Annotated in this window: 9 protein-coding genes, 1 tRNA gene and 1 pseudogene; 3 read left to right on the top strand and 8 right to left on the bottom strand. The window is 63.1% G+C overall.

Going from position 1 to position 14,847, the window contains the following annotated elements; all coding sequences use genetic code 11:
• Positions 1-51: 51 nt before the first annotated feature.
• From lon to QY049_RS38755, 5 genes are all read right to left on the bottom strand, one after another.
• On the bottom strand, positions 52-2,475 hold the full coding sequence (lon, locus tag QY049_RS38775) for an endopeptidase La (RefSeq protein WP_301270707.1): 2,424 nt from the start codon (positions 2,473-2,475) through the stop codon (positions 52-54).
• A gap of 323 nt (positions 2,476-2,798) precedes the next feature.
• Entirely contained in the window at positions 2,799-4,070 is a 1,272-nt protein-coding gene (gene clpX, locus QY049_RS38770; protein ID WP_018642420.1) for an ATP-dependent Clp protease ATP-binding subunit ClpX, read from the bottom strand.
• Between the two features lie 449 nt (positions 4,071-4,519).
• The gene (locus tag QY049_RS38765) at positions 4,520-5,155 is read right to left on the bottom strand and encodes an ATP-dependent Clp protease proteolytic subunit (RefSeq protein WP_194475564.1); all 636 of its coding nucleotides are present in this window, start codon (positions 5,153-5,155) and stop codon (positions 4,520-4,522) included.
• A gap of 305 nt (positions 5,156-5,460) precedes the next feature.
• A complete protein-coding gene (gene tig / locus QY049_RS38760) occupies positions 5,461-6,819 on the bottom strand; it encodes a trigger factor (protein WP_194475563.1) in 1,359 nt (452 codons plus the stop codon).
• A 182-nt stretch (positions 6,820-7,001) separates the two neighbouring features.
• Positions 7,002-7,086 (bottom strand) — tRNA-Leu (locus tag QY049_RS38755).
• A 153-nt stretch (positions 7,087-7,239) separates the two neighbouring features.
• Between QY049_RS38755 and QY049_RS38750 the strand changes: the two genes are divergently transcribed.
• Positions 7,240-8,544, top strand: a complete 1,305-nt coding sequence (locus tag QY049_RS38750; protein WP_301270706.1) for a multicopper oxidase family protein — start codon at positions 7,240-7,242, stop codon at positions 8,542-8,544.
• 62 nt (positions 8,545-8,606) lie between these two features.
• On the opposite strand, the gene QY049_RS38745 is transcribed toward QY049_RS38750, so the two are convergent.
• Positions 8,607-10,106, bottom strand: a complete 1,500-nt coding sequence (locus QY049_RS38745; protein ID WP_301270705.1) for an NAD(P)H-hydrate dehydratase — start codon at positions 10,104-10,106, stop codon at positions 8,607-8,609.
• Between the two features lie 378 nt (positions 10,107-10,484).
• On the opposite strand from QY049_RS38745, the gene QY049_RS38740 reads away from it, so the two are divergent.
• Both QY049_RS38740 and glnA read left to right on the top strand, forming a co-directional pair.
• Positions 10,485-10,823, top strand: coding sequence for a P-II family nitrogen regulator (locus tag QY049_RS38740; RefSeq protein WP_007603495.1), 339 nt, complete (start codon positions 10,485-10,487; stop codon positions 10,821-10,823).
• 151 nt (positions 10,824-10,974) lie between these two features.
• Positions 10,975-12,384, top strand: a complete 1,410-nt coding sequence (gene glnA, locus QY049_RS38735) for a type I glutamate--ammonia ligase (RefSeq protein ID WP_194475560.1) — start codon at positions 10,975-10,977, stop codon at positions 12,382-12,384.
• A gap of 144 nt (positions 12,385-12,528) precedes the next feature.
• On the opposite strand, the gene QY049_RS38730 is transcribed toward glnA, so the two are convergent.
• Together QY049_RS38730 and QY049_RS38725 are read right to left on the bottom strand one after the other, a co-directional pair.
• Positions 12,529-13,290, bottom strand: a complete 762-nt coding sequence (locus tag QY049_RS38730; protein WP_301270727.1) for a slipin family protein — start codon at positions 13,288-13,290, stop codon at positions 12,529-12,531.
• Positions 13,287-14,660, bottom strand: a pseudogene (locus QY049_RS38725) (nodulation protein NfeD). The gene QY049_RS38730 and the pseudogene QY049_RS38725 overlap by 4 nt, the downstream one beginning before the upstream one ends.
• Between the last annotated feature and the right edge of the window lie 187 nt (positions 14,661-14,847).

The following is a 14,847-nucleotide window of genomic DNA, read 5'->3' as shown; positions in this document are numbered from 1 at the left end:
ACAAAAACGGCGCCCGAAGGCGCCGTTTTATCATCTTTTCGGATCGTGATCTCAGTGAGCGGTCAGACCGCCGGCGGCCTCGTCCCCGTCGGGCTTCACGGTCACCTTGGTGTCTTCTTCCCAGACGATCGGCACGGGCTTCTTCACCAGCGCCTTGGCGATAACGTCGTCCAGACGGGAGACCGGAATGATCTCCATGCCGCCCTTGATCGCATCGGAAATCTCCGTGAGATCCTTGGCGTTGTCCTCGGGGATCAGCACCGTCTTGATGCCGCCGCGCGCGGCAGCCAGGAGCTTCTCCTTGAGACCGCCGATCGGCAGCACGCGGCCGCGCAGCGTGATCTCGCCGGTCATCGCGACATCGTGGCGGACCGGGATGCCGGTCATGACCGAGATGATCGCGGTGGCCATCGCCACGCCCGCCGACGGACCGTCCTTCGGCGTCGCGCCCTCAGGCACGTGCACGTGGATGTCGCGGCGGTCGAACAGCGGCGGCTCGATGCCGTAGGTGATCGCACGGGAGCGAACGTAGGACGCCGCCGCCGAGATCGATTCCTTCATCACGTCACGCAGATTGCCGGTGACCGTCATCTTGCCCTTGCCGGGCATCATGACGCCTTCGATGGTCAGCAACTCGCCGCCGACATCGGTCCAGGCAAGGCCGGTGACGATGCCGACCTGCGGCTCGCTCTCGATTTCGCCGAAGCGGTACTTCGGCACGCCGAGCAGCTCTTCCAGAGTCTTCTCGGTGACCTTGACCGACTTCTTCTTGGAGATCATCAGCTCCTTCACCGCCTTGCGGGCGAGTGTGGAGAGCTCACGCTCCAGGTTACGCACGCCCGCTTCGCGGGTGTAGCGGCGGATCAGAAGCAGCAGCGCTTCGTCGTCGATCGAGAACTCCTTGGAGTCCAGGCCATGCTTGGACACCGCGTTCGGGATCAGGTGCTTGCGCGCGATCTCGACCTTCTCGTTCTCGGTGTAACCTGCGATCCGGATGATCTCCATGCGGTCCATCAGGGGCCCGGGAATATTGAGCGTATTCGCGGTCGTGATGAACATGACGTTCGACAGGTCGTAGTCGACCTCCAGATAGTGGTCGGCAAACGTCCCGTTCTGCTCGGGGTCGAGCACCTCGAGCAGGGCCGAGGACGGATCGCCGCGGAAATCGGCGCCCATCTTGTCGATCTCGTCCAGCAGGAACAGCGGATTGGACGACTTCGCCTTCCGCATCGACTGAATGATCTTGCCGGGCATCGAGCCGATATAGGTGCGGCGATGACCGCGGATCTCGGCCTCGTCGCGCACGCCGCCGAGCGACACGCGCACGAACTCGCGCCCCGTAGCCTTCGCGATCGACTTGCCGAGCGAGGTCTTGCCGACGCCGGGAGGACCCACGAGGCACAGGATCGGACCCGTCAGTTTGTTGGCGCGCGACTGCACCGCGAGATACTCGACGATACGTTCCTTGACCTTCTCGAGACCGTAGTGATCGGAGTCCAGAATGGCCTGCGCCGATTCCAGATCCTTCTTCACCTTGGACTTCTTGTTCCAAGGAATCGACAGCAGCCAATCCAGATAGTTGCGCACGACGGTCGCTTCCGCGGACATCGGCGACATCTGGCGCAGCTTCTTCAATTCATGCTGCGCCTTCTCGCGCGCTTCCTTGGAGAGCTTGGTCTTGGAGATCTTCTCTTCGAGATCGGCGAGCTCGTCGCGACCATCGTCGTCGCCGAGTTCCTTCTGGATCGCCTTCATCTGCTCGTTGAGATAATATTCGCGCTGGGTCTTCTCCATCTGGCGCTTGACGCGCGAGCGGATGCGCTTCTCGACCTGCAGCACGGAGATCTCGCTCTCCATCAGGCCAAGCACCTTCTCCAGGCGCGTGGTGACCGACAGCGTCTCCAGGATGCCCTGGCGATCGGCGATCTTGACGGCGAGATGCGAGGCAACGGTGTCGGCGAGCTTGGCGAAATCGGTGATCGCCTGCACGACACCGACGACCTCGGCCGAGATCTTCTTGTTGAGCTTCACATAGCTCTCGAAGTCGGACACGACCGAGCGCGCCAGCGCCTCGGCCTCGACCGACTTCGCATCGGTGTCGGCGAGCGCAATTGCGGTGGCTTCGTAGTAATCGGCGCGATCGGTGTATTTCTGCACGCGCGCGCGCTCGAGCCCTTCGACCAGCACCTTCACGGTGCCATCGGGGAGCTTCAAGAGCTGCAGCACGCTGGCGAGCGTACCGGTCTCGTAAATGGCATCGGGCGCCGGATCATCGTCGGACGCATTCTTCTGCGTCGCGAGCATGATCAGCGCATCGTTCTTCATCACCTCTTCGAGCGCGCGGATCGACTTCTCGCGACCGACGAAGAGCGGAACGATCATGTGCGGGAAGACGACGATATCGCGCAGCGGCAACACGGGATAAGCGTGCGTCTCGCCATGGACGATGGTTGGCCGGGGTTTTGGACTAGTCATGGCCTTTTCCTTTTGCTTTGCCCCCTCGCACGCAGCCCGCATCTGGTGCGCAACCGCCACAAGGTGCCGAGGTGATCCACAAAACCGGTCTACCCTTTGAAGGTTGGACCGGGCTTGCCGGATCGGAACTGAGGCGAATCTTGAACGGAATTCTCGCTCGCCGCCGACATTAGGTGGCTATCGACCCGGGGGGTGTCAAGTCATTGAAAAACACGCGCCATCAGGCGCTTACGCACGCAAACAAGCGACGCAACACGACTGCGGAGGACATATCCGCAGCCGCTGAGATGAATGACGACAGGAAGCGTTCCAGCGCCGGAAAATCAGGCGCTGGCGTTCTCGACCGCGCGATCGGTCCGATCGGCGTAGATGTAGAGCGGACGCGCCGTGCCTTCCACAACTTCGCGGGAAATCACGACTTCTTCCACACCTTCCAGGCCCGGCAGGTCGAACATGGTCTCGAGCAGGATCGCTTCGAGGATCGAACGCAGACCACGTGCGCCGGTCTTGCGCTCGATCGCCTTGCGGGCAACCGCGCCAAGCGCCTCGTCGGCGAAGGTCAGCTCGATGTTCTCCATCTCGAACAGCCGCTGGTACTGTTTCACCAGCGCGTTCTTCGGCTCGGTGAGGATCTTCTTCAGCGAGGTCTCGTCCAGGTCCTCGAGCGTCGCCACGACGGGCAGACGGCCGACGAATTCGGGGATGAGGCCATACTTCAGCAAGTCCTCAGGCTCGACGTGACGGAAGATCTCGCCGGTCCGGCGATCTTCCGGCGCCATCACCTGGGCCGCGAAACCGATCGAGGTCGACCGGCCGCGCGCCGAGATGATCTTCTCGAGGCCGGCGAACGCACCGCCGCAGATGAACAGGATGTTGGTGGTATCCACTTGCAGGAATTCCTGCTGCGGGTGCTTGCGGCCGCCCTGCGGCGGGACTGAAGCCACCGTGCCTTCCATGATCTTCAAAAGCGCCTGCTGCACGCCCTCACCCGACACGTCGCGCGTGATCGAGGGGTTGTCGGACTTGCGGCTGATCTTGTCGATTTCGTCGATGTAGACGATGCCGCGCTGGGCGCGCTCGACGTTGTAGTCGGCGGCCTGGAGCAGCTTCAGGATGATGTTCTCGACGTCCTCACCGACATAGCCGGCCTCGGTCAGCGTGGTCGCGTCCGCCATCGTGAACGGCACGTCCAGAATGCGGGCGAGCGTCTGCGCGAGCAGCGTCTTGCCCGAACCGGTCGGACCGATCAGCAGGATGTTCGACTTCGCAAGCTCGACGTCGTTGTGCTTGGTCTGGTGGTTGAGGCGCTTGTAGTGGTTGTGCACCGCGACCGACAGGACCTTCTTCGCATGGCTCTGGCCGATGACATAGTCGTCCAGGACCTTGCAGATTTCCTTCGGCGTCGGAATGCCGTCGCGCGACTTGACCAGCGAGGACTTGTTCTCCTCGCGGATGATGTCCATGCAGAGCTCGACGCACTCGTCGCAAATGAAGACCGTGGGACCCGCGATCAGTTTGCGGACTTCGTGCTGGCTCTTGCCGCAGAACGAGCAATATAGCGTGTTCTTGGAGTCGCTCGTGCCGACCTTACTCATTCATGTCTCCGTCCGCGGTTCGATCCCGTCCGCTCGATCGTCCCATCCCGAAACGTTGGCGGGTAAGGGATTCAAATAGAGCAAATTCCGTACCAAAAAAGACCCTACGCGCTACATCCCGTGCGAATCACGGTCACTCGATTCTCCAGCGATCATAGCCGATCATTCGTAGCCAACCATGCTGTCACCCGACTATCAAGAATTCGCTAATCGGGGGGTCGCTGGCTACCCGTGACAATACCGTGATTTCCGATCTTGGCACGGACGAAGTGACCGAAATCACCCCGGCGTTGCTGGATTACCACGAAAAACAAGCACGAAAGCGGAACTTTCTGCCTGTCGCAGGGCGCAAAAACGGCTTTTGCGCCCTCGCGAAAGCGTCCTTAACATGAACGCTGAGCCGACGATCCCCGCCAATCCCAGGGATCAAAGTTGCAGTTCCGGTAATGCTACGGGGCCTTCGCGGGCGCAGCCTCTTCGGCACGCTTGTCGATGACCTTGTCGACCAGGCCGAACTCCTTGGCGTCGTTGGCGGTCAGGAACTTGTCGCGTTCCAGAGCGTCCTCGATCGTCTTGTAGGTCTGGCCGGTGTGCTTCACGTAGATCTCGTTGAGCCGCTTCTTCAAGTTCAGGATTTCCTGCGCGTGCAGCATGATATCGGTGGCCTGGCCCTGGAAGCCGCCGGAGGGTTGATGCACCATGATGCGCGCGTTCGGCAGCGAGAAGCGCATGTCCTTCTCGCCGGCGCAGAGCAGCAGCGAGCCCATCGAAGCGGCCTGGCCCGTGCACAGCGTCGAGACCGGCGGACGAATGAACTGCATGGTGTCGTAGATCGCAAGGCCCGACGTCACCACGCCGCCCGGCGAGTTGATGTACATCGAGATTTCCTTCTTCGGATTTTCCGCCTCAAGGAACAACAACTGCGCGACGATCAGCGTCGACATGCCGTCCTCGACCGGTCCGGTCACGAAGATGATGCGCTCTTTCAGCAGACGCGAGAAAATGTCGTAGGCGCGCTCGCCACGATTGGTCTGCTCGACCACCATGGGCACGAGGTTCATGTAGGTTTCAACCGGATCGCGCATGAGTCACCTAGGTTTTTTAGAGGCGGACATCGCCAGTCTTGGCTGCCAGCTGGGCTGGATCTGCCGGAAGGCCGATGGACGCCCCGTGATGCAGGAAGTTGGTAGAGGTAGAACGCGTAGGTACCGACAGATATAGCCCAATTCGCGCCAGACAAGTGCGGAGCGAATTAAGGCTTAATCCACTCGAACCGAGTGGCACTTGAAGCTGATTCTCGAAAAAAGGCCCAGCCGGCCATCTGGCTAGCTGGGCCCGTTCGCTGATCATCCTTAATGGAAGGCTTTCTCAAGAGAGCTGCTCAAAGCCTTCAGGCGGCAGTCTTTTCTTCCTCGTCCTTGTACAACTCCTCGCGCGAGACCTTCTTCTCGGTCACGTTGGCGAGTTCGAGGATGAAGTCCACGACCTTGTCCTCATAGATCGGTGCACGAAGCTGGGCCAAGGCCTGGGCGTTGTTGCGATAGAAGTCCCAGACTTCCTTCTCGCGGCCGGGCATCTGGCGCGCGCGCTCGATCACGGCGCGGCCGACCTCGTCGTCGGTCACGGTGATCTTGTTCTTCTCGCCGATCTCGGAGAGCACGAGGCCGAGACGCACGCGGCGGTCGGCGATCTTGCGGTATTCTTCCTTGGCCTTGTCCTCGGTGGTGTCCTCATCGGCAAAGGTCTTGCCGGCGGAGTCCATCTCGGCCTTGACCGAGTTCCACATCAGATTGAACTCCTCGTCGACCAGCGAGGGCGGCGCCTCGAAGCGATGCGCCTCGTCGAGACGATCGAGCAGCGAGCGCTTGACGCGCTGGCGCGTTGCACCGGCGTACTCGGCCGTGAGCCGTTCACGCGCGGCTTCCTTGAGCTTGTCGAGCGATTCGAGGCCAAGCGTCTTGGCGAACTCGTCGTCGATGGTGAGATCCTGCGGTGCCTCGATCAGCGTCGCTGTCGTCTCGAATTCGGCCGGCTGGCCGGCGAGCTTTTCGCTCATGTAGTTCTTGGGGAACGACACCTTCAGTGTGCGCGTCTCGTTCGCGCCGATGTCGATGAGCTGCTCCTCGAAGCCCGGGATGAACGTGTTGGAGCCGATCACGACCTGGATGCCCTCACCCGTGCCGCCCTCGAAGGCTTCGCCGTTGATGGTGCCCTTGAAGTTGACGGTGACGCGGTCGCCGGAAGCAGCCTTGGCGCCCTCACCCTTGGCGGCGTAGCCGCGGTTGGTGTCGGCGATGCGCTTGATCGCCTCGTCAACGTCCGAATCGGAGACGTCGGCGACGGGCTTCTCGACCTGGAAGGTCTTGAAGTCTGCGAGCGCGATCGCGGGCACCACTTCGATCGCAACCGTGTAGGTCAGGTCGGACTTGCCCGAGAGCAGCTCTTCGACCTCGGCCTTCTCGGTCGGCATCGTGATCTTCGGCTCGGTTGCGAGCTTGAAGCCGCGCTCGGTGAAAAGCTGGGTGTTGGTGTCGCGGATGGTCTGGTCGATCGTCTCGGCCATCACCGAGCGGCCGTAGACCTTCTTGAGGTGACCGACCGGCACCTTGCCTGGACGGAAGCCGTTGAGGCGCACCTTGTCCTTGAGGTCGACGAGCTTTGCGCCAGCCTTGGCGTCGAGATCAGACGCGGGAACGTTGATCTTGAACTCGTGCTTCAAACCTTCCGAGAGGGTTTCTGTGACCTGCATGGCGTCCAATCTTCTTCTCGTTCGGTCCCGGCACGCTACCCGCGTCGGGACGCTGTCATTAATCGATCCGGCGCGAGGCAAAACACCTCGACGCCGGTGGGTTCATCGAGCCCGGCCCCAGACGGAAAAACATCCGCGCGAAGCAAGGCCCCTCAGTAATCCGTGCAAACGCGAGTAGCGCTTGGTGCGGGCGGAGGGACTCGAACCCCCACAACTTTCGTCACTGGAACCTAAATCCAGCGCGTCTACCAGTTCCGCCACGCCCGCGTGAATTGCATCAAGACCGGCCGCGATGCCGCGGGCGGCCGGGCTTATAGCATGTGCCCGACTGTTCGCAGCAAAAAAATGGCCTGATGGAGGCAGGCTTCAAGTAGGCATGACGGCTGGACTTATCCAGCGCCGCGTGGTCCGGATCGAGCCATGAAACCGCGGATTTTTGACCTGAATAGGCGCGAGGTTTTGGCCGGTCTCGGGGGCGCAGCCACCGGGCTGCTGGGCGGGGGTGCAACGCCCGTGGCGACCACCCAGCTCGCCCTCCAGGCCCGCCCGGCGACCCTCGCTCTGAGACCGGATCAAACCCCTTCACCGATCTGGGAGCTGGCAGCCGCAAGCCACCTCGGCAATGTCCATCTCAGGCGCGGCGTCCGCTGCGAGGTGGCCTTCCGGAATGCCTTGCCTGTGCCACTTGCGCCAGTCTGGTACGGCCTCAACGGTGCCGGTGTATCCGACCCTTTGCGGGGACGCGCGCCCGCCGCCCCCGACGCGACCGAAATCTCAATTATTTCAATACCAAACGCCGGAACCCTGGTGGCCGACTTTCGCCTCTTTGAAGACCGCCTGAAGGAGCCCGCGCGTCCGCTCGCCGTGATCGCGGACGAGACCAGCCGCATCGCCGTCGATCATGACGAGGTCCTGCTCATCGAGGAGTGGCGCGTCCGGCCGGATGGCACCGCGCTTCCGCCTGGCCGGGACCCCACGGACGCGACCCCGCTCTACACGCTGAACGGACGAACTTCATTCGAGCTCTCAGCGTCCGCCGGCGAGCGGCTGCGGCTGCGCTTCATCAACGGCTCGCAACGGACTGTTCTGGCAATCAAATTAGGAGGTCATGATGTCCAGGTGATGGCCCTGGACGGACAGCCGGCCGAGCCGTTCCCGGCCCGCAACGGAGCTCTGGTGCTCGCCCCCGGCGCCCGGGCCGACGTCTTCGTGGACGCGGCCACATCGGCCGCGCTCATGCTGCATGACGGCAAGGAGGCTCGCCCGATCGGACGGCTCGTTGTTTCCGGCAGGCCGGAGGGGCGCACAGCGCGCCCGTCGCCGGAGCCCCTCCCGTCGAACGACCTTCCCGAAAAGCTCGACCTGAAAGGCGCCCTGCGGTTCGATGTCGCGCTCGGCACGATCGAGGCCGGCTGGACCCGGACGGCCAATTTCTCCACCGCCTCGGACCCCGCCTTCCGTGCCAGGACCGGCCGGACCGTCGTGCTGACGCTGAAGAACCCTGCCCCAATCGCCACCGTTTTCCACCTCCACGGCCACCATTTCCGCCTGCTCGACCGGCTCGACGACGGCTGGAAGCCTTACTGGCTCGACACGCTCGCGATCGAGCCCGGCCAGACCGAGCGCATCGCCTTCGCCGTGACCTCGCCGGGCCGGTGGCTGATCGAGTCCGTCGTGACGGACTGGGCGGCGCCGCGGCTGGTGCGGTGGTATGCTGTGGAGTGAGGATGCGTCGGATGGGCAGAGCGAAGCGAGACCCATCCTAGTCTAGCGATCCGAGCAACAACTCAGTACTCGATCCCAAGCGCGCCATAGATCCGGCGGTGCACGGCCGGCAGCGTCTCGGTGAGATCCTCGGCGATCAGGCCCGGCCCTGCTTCGCTGGCCGCTTCACCGTGCATCCAGACGCCGATGCTGGCGGCTTCGAAGGCCGGTACGCCCTGCGCCAGAAGGCCTGCAACAATACCGGCGAGCACGTCGCCGGCGCCGGCGGTCGCAAGCCAGGGCGGCGCGTTAGCGGCGATGGTGGCGCGGCCGTCGGGCGCGGCGACGGTGGTGTCAGGGCCCTTCAGCAGCACGACGGCGCCGGAGCGTTCGGCGGCGGCGCGCACGCGCTCGAGCTTCGAGCGACCTGGATTCTTGTTGCTGAGGTCGGAGAACAGCCGCGGAAACTCACCCTCGTGCGGCGTCAGCACGACCTGAGCCTCGGGCGACGACTTGATCGATTCAAACAGCCGCTCGGGATTGGCGGCGAAGCTCGTCAGCGCATCCGCGTCGAGCACGACGTGGCGTCGTGCCGAGATCGCGGTGTGAACCATATCTCCGGTGCGCTCACCGACGCCGGCACCGGGGCCGATCATGCAGGTGTTGTATCTGACGTCGCCGAGCAACTCGCCGAACTCGACCGCAGTGTCGACGGGGCGAACCATCACGGCCGTCAGCGCACTGGCATTGATCGCGAGCGCGTCGCGCGGGGTCGCAAGCGTTACAAGGCCTGCACCGGCACGCAAGCTCGCACGGGCAGCGAGCCGCGCAGCGCCGGTCGCGGCCGCATCGCCGGAGACGGCCAGCACGTGACCGCGAGCGTATTTATGGCCGTCGATGCGCGGCACCGGAAAGGCGGCGCCCCAGAAATCCGGATCGTTCTCGAAAGTCTGCGGCGCGATCTCGTCCAGCACCTGCGCGTCGATGCCGATATCGACGACGCGCACGCGGCCGCAATGCATGCGGCCGGGCAGCAGGAGATGCGCGGGCTTCTTGCGGAAGAAGGTGACGGTCTCGGTGGCATTCACCGCGACGGCCAGCACGGCAGCGCTGGTACCGTTGACGCCGCTCGGCAGATCTACGGCGAGCACCGGCGCGCCATTGGCGTTGATTGCCTCGATCATCGCGCGCGCCTCACCTTCGACGGAGCGGCTGAGGCCCGCGCCGAACAGCGCATCGATGATCAGCGCCGGCTTTCCAATCGCCTGCGGATTGAACGGCAGCACCGGATGCTTCCAGCCGCGCGCAGCCGAGGCCGCATCGCCCTGGAGCTGGTCGCGTTCGCACATCAGGATGACCGAGACCTCGCGCCCTTGCGCGGCCAACTCGGCGGCTGCGACAAAACCGTCGCCGCCATTGTTGCCGGGGCCGGCCACGATAAGGATCGGCCCCTCCTCCACCAGCGTGCCCGCGGCTTCCGCGACCGCCTGGCCGGCGCTCAGCATCAGCTTGAAGCCGGGCGTGCCGGCCGTGATGCTGAGTTGATCAGCCCGCTGCATCTCGGCGGTGGTCAGTACTTCCATGCCACTTCCCTGGTCCAAACGCCCTTTCAACAGGCAGATTCCGTGTCGATTCAGCCTCCGGAACAACTGTTTGCACAGATATTGAACCGTTTGCCTATTTCGTAGTCTTCGGTATTTTGAGCCGACCGGCTCAACCTATCAGAGATGCTCGTTAAAAGGCTGATAACGCTCCAATATCCAGGGCATTTGCAACTTGGCATAGACCCTGCTTTCGAGGAAGCCGCTTCGGTTCGTCGTGCTCACTGGCATTATCTGGGTGTGGCCGGCCGCTGTTGCCGGGTTGGTCAGGTCCTGGCATGACGAGGACAAAATCGTGCGTGAGACAAGCGCATCCTGACGAAGACGTTGCTAATTGATCGAAAGGCCGGGAGGCGCGCAGTGAAGAAAATCGAAGCCATCATCAAGCCGTTCAAGCTCGACGAGGTGAAGGAAGCGCTTCAGGAAGTCGGCCTTCAAGGTATCACCGTGACCGAGGCCAAGGGTTTTGGTCGTCAGAAAGGTCACGCCGAGCTTTACCGCGGCGCAGAATACATCGTCGATTTCCTGCCGAAGGTGAAGATCGAGATCGTGATCGGCGACGACCTGGTCGAGCGCGCGATCGACGCGATCCGCCGCGCTGCGCAAACAGGGCGCATCGGCGACGGCAAGATTTTCGTCTCCAACATCGAAGAGGCGATCCGCATCCGAACCGGCGAATCCGGGCTGGACGCTATCTGAGCCGGGTGCTATCCCGAATTTTGCGACACTCTGAAAGAAAAAAGGCTGCTTCGGCGGCCTGATTTCGTTTGTGCGGTTGCGCCAAACTCGCCGAAAGCGAGAACGAATCTGCTCACCTGGAAACCGACCCGCAGAGCCAAAAGGGGTATGCATGAAGACCGCCAAAGACGTCCTGAAATCGATCAAGGACAACGACGTTAAGTACGTCGACCTGCGCTTCACCGATCCGCGCGGCAAGTGGCAGCACGTGACGTTCGACGTCGGCATGATCGACGAGGACATTTTCGCCGAAGGAACGATGTTCGACGGATCCTCGATCGCCGGCTGGAAGGCGATCAACGAGTCCGACATGTGCCTGATGCCCGATCCGGTGACCGCGACGATCGATCCGTTCTTCGCCGAAACCACCATGGTCATCACCTGCGACGTGCTCGAGCCGACCACCGGCGAGCCCTACAATCGCGACCCTCGCGGCATTGCCAAGAAGGCCGAGGCCATGGTGAAGTCGATGGGCGTGGGTGACAGCGTGTTCGTCGGTCCCGAGGCCGAGTTCTTCGTGTTCGACGACGTGCGCTATTCGGCGGACCCCTACAAGACCGGCTTCCGTCTCGACTCCTCGGAGCTGCCGACCAACTCCGACACCGAATATGAAGGCGGCAATCTCGGCCACCGCATCCGCACCAAGGGCGGCTACTTCCCGGTCCCGCCGCAGGACTCGGTGCAGGACATGCGCTCGGAAATGCTCGGCGCCATGGCCAAGATGGGCGTCAAGGTCGAGAAGCATCACCACGAGGTCGCATCCGCCCAGCACGAGCTCGGCATGAAGTTCGACACGCTGACGCTGATGGCCGACCACATGCAGATCTACAAGTACTGCATCCACCAGGTCGCGCACATCTACGGCAAGACCGCCACCTTCATGCCGAAGCCGATCTACGGCGACAACGGCTCGGGCATGCACGTGCACCAGTCGATCTGGAAGGACGGCAAGCCGGTGTTCGCCGGCAACAAATATGCCGACCTGTCGGAGACCTGCCTCCACTACATCGGCGGCATCATCAAGCACGCCAAGGCGATCAACGCCTTCACCAACCCGTCGACCAACTCCTACAAGCGTCTGGTCCCGGGCTACGAAGCCCCCGTGCTGCTCGCCTACTCCGCGCGCAACCGTTCGGCTTCCTGCCGCATCCCCTACACCGCCTCGCCGAAGGCCAAGCGTGTCGAGGTGCGCTTCCCCGATCCGATGGCCAATCCCTATCTCGGCTTCGCCGCGATGCTGATGGCCGGCCTCGACGGCATCAAGAACAAGATCGATCCGGGTCCGGCGATGGACAAGGACCTCTACGATCTGCCGAAGGAAGAACTGAAGCAGATCCCGACCGTCTGCGGTTCGCTCCGCGAGGCGCTGGAAAACCTCGACAAGGACCGCGGCTTCCTCAAGGCCGGCGGCGTGTTCGACGACGACTTCATCGACGCTTACATCGAGCTGAAGATGACGGAGGTCGCCCGTTTCGAGATGACCCCGCACCCGGTCGAGTTCGACATGTACTATTCGGGCTGAGCGGCTCGAGCGATCAAGACAGGCAAAAGGCGCTCCGCGAGGGGCGCCTTTTACTTACGAGGATGGGTTGCGAAACCCATCGCCTCAAGGCTCGCGACAACGATGGGTTTCGCTGCGCTCGACCCATTCTCCGTCGATCCAAGCTCACGTCGTCTCACGCGGCGACATCAAATGGTCGAGCAGCCCCGTCGGCAGCGGAAACACGATGGTCGACGATCGCTCGCCCGCGATGTCGTGGAGGGCCGCGAAGTAGCGCAGCTGCATTGCCTGCGGCTCCTGCGCGAGAATCCGGCCGGCCTCGACCAGCTTTTCTGCGGCCTGCTGTTCGCCCGTCGCATTGATCACTTTGGCGCGCCGCAACCGTTCCGCTTCGGCCTGCTTGGCGATCGCGCGCACCATGGTCTCGTTGAGGTCGACGTCCTTGATCTCGATGCCGGTCACCTTGATGCCCCAGACGTCGGTCTGCTTGTCGAGGATTTCCTGGATGTCGGCGTTCAACCTGTCGCGTTCGGCGAGCATCTCGTCGAGTTCGTGCTTGCCAAGCACCGAGCGCAGTGTGGTCTGGGCGAGCTGACTGGTCGCAGCCATGTAGTCGCCGACCTTGATGATGGCGCGCTCGGGATCGACGATGCGGAAGTAGAGAACCGCGTTGACCTTGACCGAGACGTTGTCGCGCGAAATCACATCTTGGGGCGGCACCACCTGCACCATAACCCTGAGGTCGACCTTAACCAGCTGCTGCACGACCGGAATGAGGATGACGAGGCCCGGCCCCTTCACCCCGGTGAAACGGCCGAGCGTGAAGATCACGCCGCGCTCGTATTCCCGGAGGATGCGAATGGCCTGGGTGAGAAACAGGATGACGATCAGCGCAAGCGCTACATAAAGCGAATATTCGAACATCAGACTTGACCTCCCTCGCCGCTCGGCCGCCGGACCACCAGGGTCAGGTCGACGATATTGGCGACCTCGACCCTCTCACCGGGCTTGAAGGTGTCGGCGCCGCGCGCTTGCCAGCGTTCGCCATGGGTGAAGACGTGCCCCTCGTTCTCGTTCTAGTCGAGCACCTCGGCGATAAGGCCTCGCATGGCTTGCGCGCCGACCCGTGGCGAACTGCGGCGGGCGCGCCGGAGCGCGCCGAGCACGACCAGAACAAACCCCGCGAAGATCGCCGCGACGATGGCGATGACCGACCACGACAGCCGGTAGCTCGGCGATTCGACCCGGACCAGCATGATGGCGCCCAGCACAAAGGCGACGACGCCTCCAAGGCCAATCACGACGGTCGGATTGAAGGCCTCGATGGCGAGGAGCGCGATGCCGACCAGCATCAGGGCGAGCCCGGCATAATTGATCGGCAGCATATTGAGTGCGTAGAGGCTGAGCAGCAGGCAGATCGTCCCGACCACGCCTGGAGCAACGGCGCCGGGGGACATGAACTCGAAGATGAGGCCGTAGATGCCGACCATCAGGAGGATGAACGCGACGTTGGGATCGGTGATGACCGCCAGGAATCGGGAGATCCAGCCGGGATCGACGGCTTCGATGACGGCATCCCGCGTGGCCAGATGCTGCGTCGTGCCGCCGCCAAGCTCGACCACGCGACCATCGATCTGCCTGAGCAGGTCGGTCTCATCGCGTGCGACGAGGTCGATGGCGTGCGCCTGCAAGGCGCCATTGGCGGACAGCGTGGCGGCTTCGCGCACCGCCCTCTCCGCCCAATCGGCATTGCGGCCGCGCAGTTCGGCAAGGCTCCGGATGAAGGCAACGGCGTCGTTCGTCACCTTCGCCGTCATCGCGTCCTTCGGCTCGTCCTTCCTGTCCTTGCTGTCTTTGTCCGGCGTGCCGCTGGGCAGGCCCTGAAGCGGTCCGCCAATCTGCACTGGCGTCGCGGCCCCGATATTGGTGCCCGGCGCCATCGCGGCGATGTGGGTCGCATAGAGGATATAGGTCCCGGCGCTTGCCGCATGGGCGCCGGCCGGCGCGACGTAGCCGGCGACGGGAACGGACGAGCCGAGCACGTCTGCGATGATCTCGCGCATGCTGGAGTTCAGGCCGCCGGGCGTATTCATGCGAAGGATCACGATCTCTGCGCGTCGTTCGCTGGCCTTGACCAGGGCCTCCTTCACATAGCTCGCCGACGCCGGGCCAATGGCGCCATCGATCGTGACGGTGAGCGCAACACGGCGAGGATCCTCCGCTGAGCCGGGACGGAGACAGGCAAGACAAGCGACGATACCGATCGCCGCAACGAGGGCCGCCTTCATGATCTTCACGGCAAGGGCTCCCTTGCCGAAGATATGGTGGCCGTCACGCAAACCTCAATGCGGAGCACGTCGCCCGCAATTGCTATTGTGCGATGCAACGGTCCGGTCGAATTGCGGCGCCCCTGTCGCGGACCAGGTCCCCAGTCATTCCTGTATGCGCGCACTAGCATGCAGGCCCGGCATCCATCAGGCCGCA

The sequence above is a fragment of the Bradyrhizobium sp. WYCCWR 13022 genome (genome assembly GCF_030435535.1).
Taxonomy (GTDB): domain Bacteria; phylum Pseudomonadota; class Alphaproteobacteria; order Rhizobiales; family Xanthobacteraceae; genus Bradyrhizobium.
Note: the sequence above shows the minus strand (reverse complement) of the source record. Positions and strands in the feature narration are given on the sequence as shown.

Excerpts from the sequence above, each read along its gene's own strand:
- lon (WP_301270707.1), bottom strand. The coding sequence starts at position 2,475 with ATGACTAGTCCAAAACCCCGGCCAACCATCGTCCATGGCGAGACGCAC.
- clpX (WP_018642420.1), bottom strand. The coding sequence starts at position 4,070 with ATGAGTAAGGTCGGCACGAGCGACTCCAAGAACACGCTATATTGCTCG.
- QY049_RS38765 (WP_194475564.1), bottom strand. The coding sequence starts at position 5,155 with ATGCGCGATCCGGTTGAAACCTACATGAACCTCGTGCCCATGGTGGTC.
- tig (WP_194475563.1), bottom strand. The coding sequence starts at position 6,819 with ATGCAGGTCACAGAAACCCTCTCGGAAGGTTTGAAGCACGAGTTCAAG.
- QY049_RS38750 (WP_301270706.1), top strand. The coding sequence starts at position 7,240 with ATGAAACCGCGGATTTTTGACCTGAATAGGCGCGAGGTTTTGGCCGGT.
- QY049_RS38745 (WP_301270705.1), bottom strand. The coding sequence starts at position 10,106 with ATGGAAGTACTGACCACCGCCGAGATGCAGCGGGCTGATCAACTCAGC.
- glnA (WP_194475560.1), top strand. The coding sequence starts at position 10,975 with ATGAAGACCGCCAAAGACGTCCTGAAATCGATCAAGGACAACGACGTT.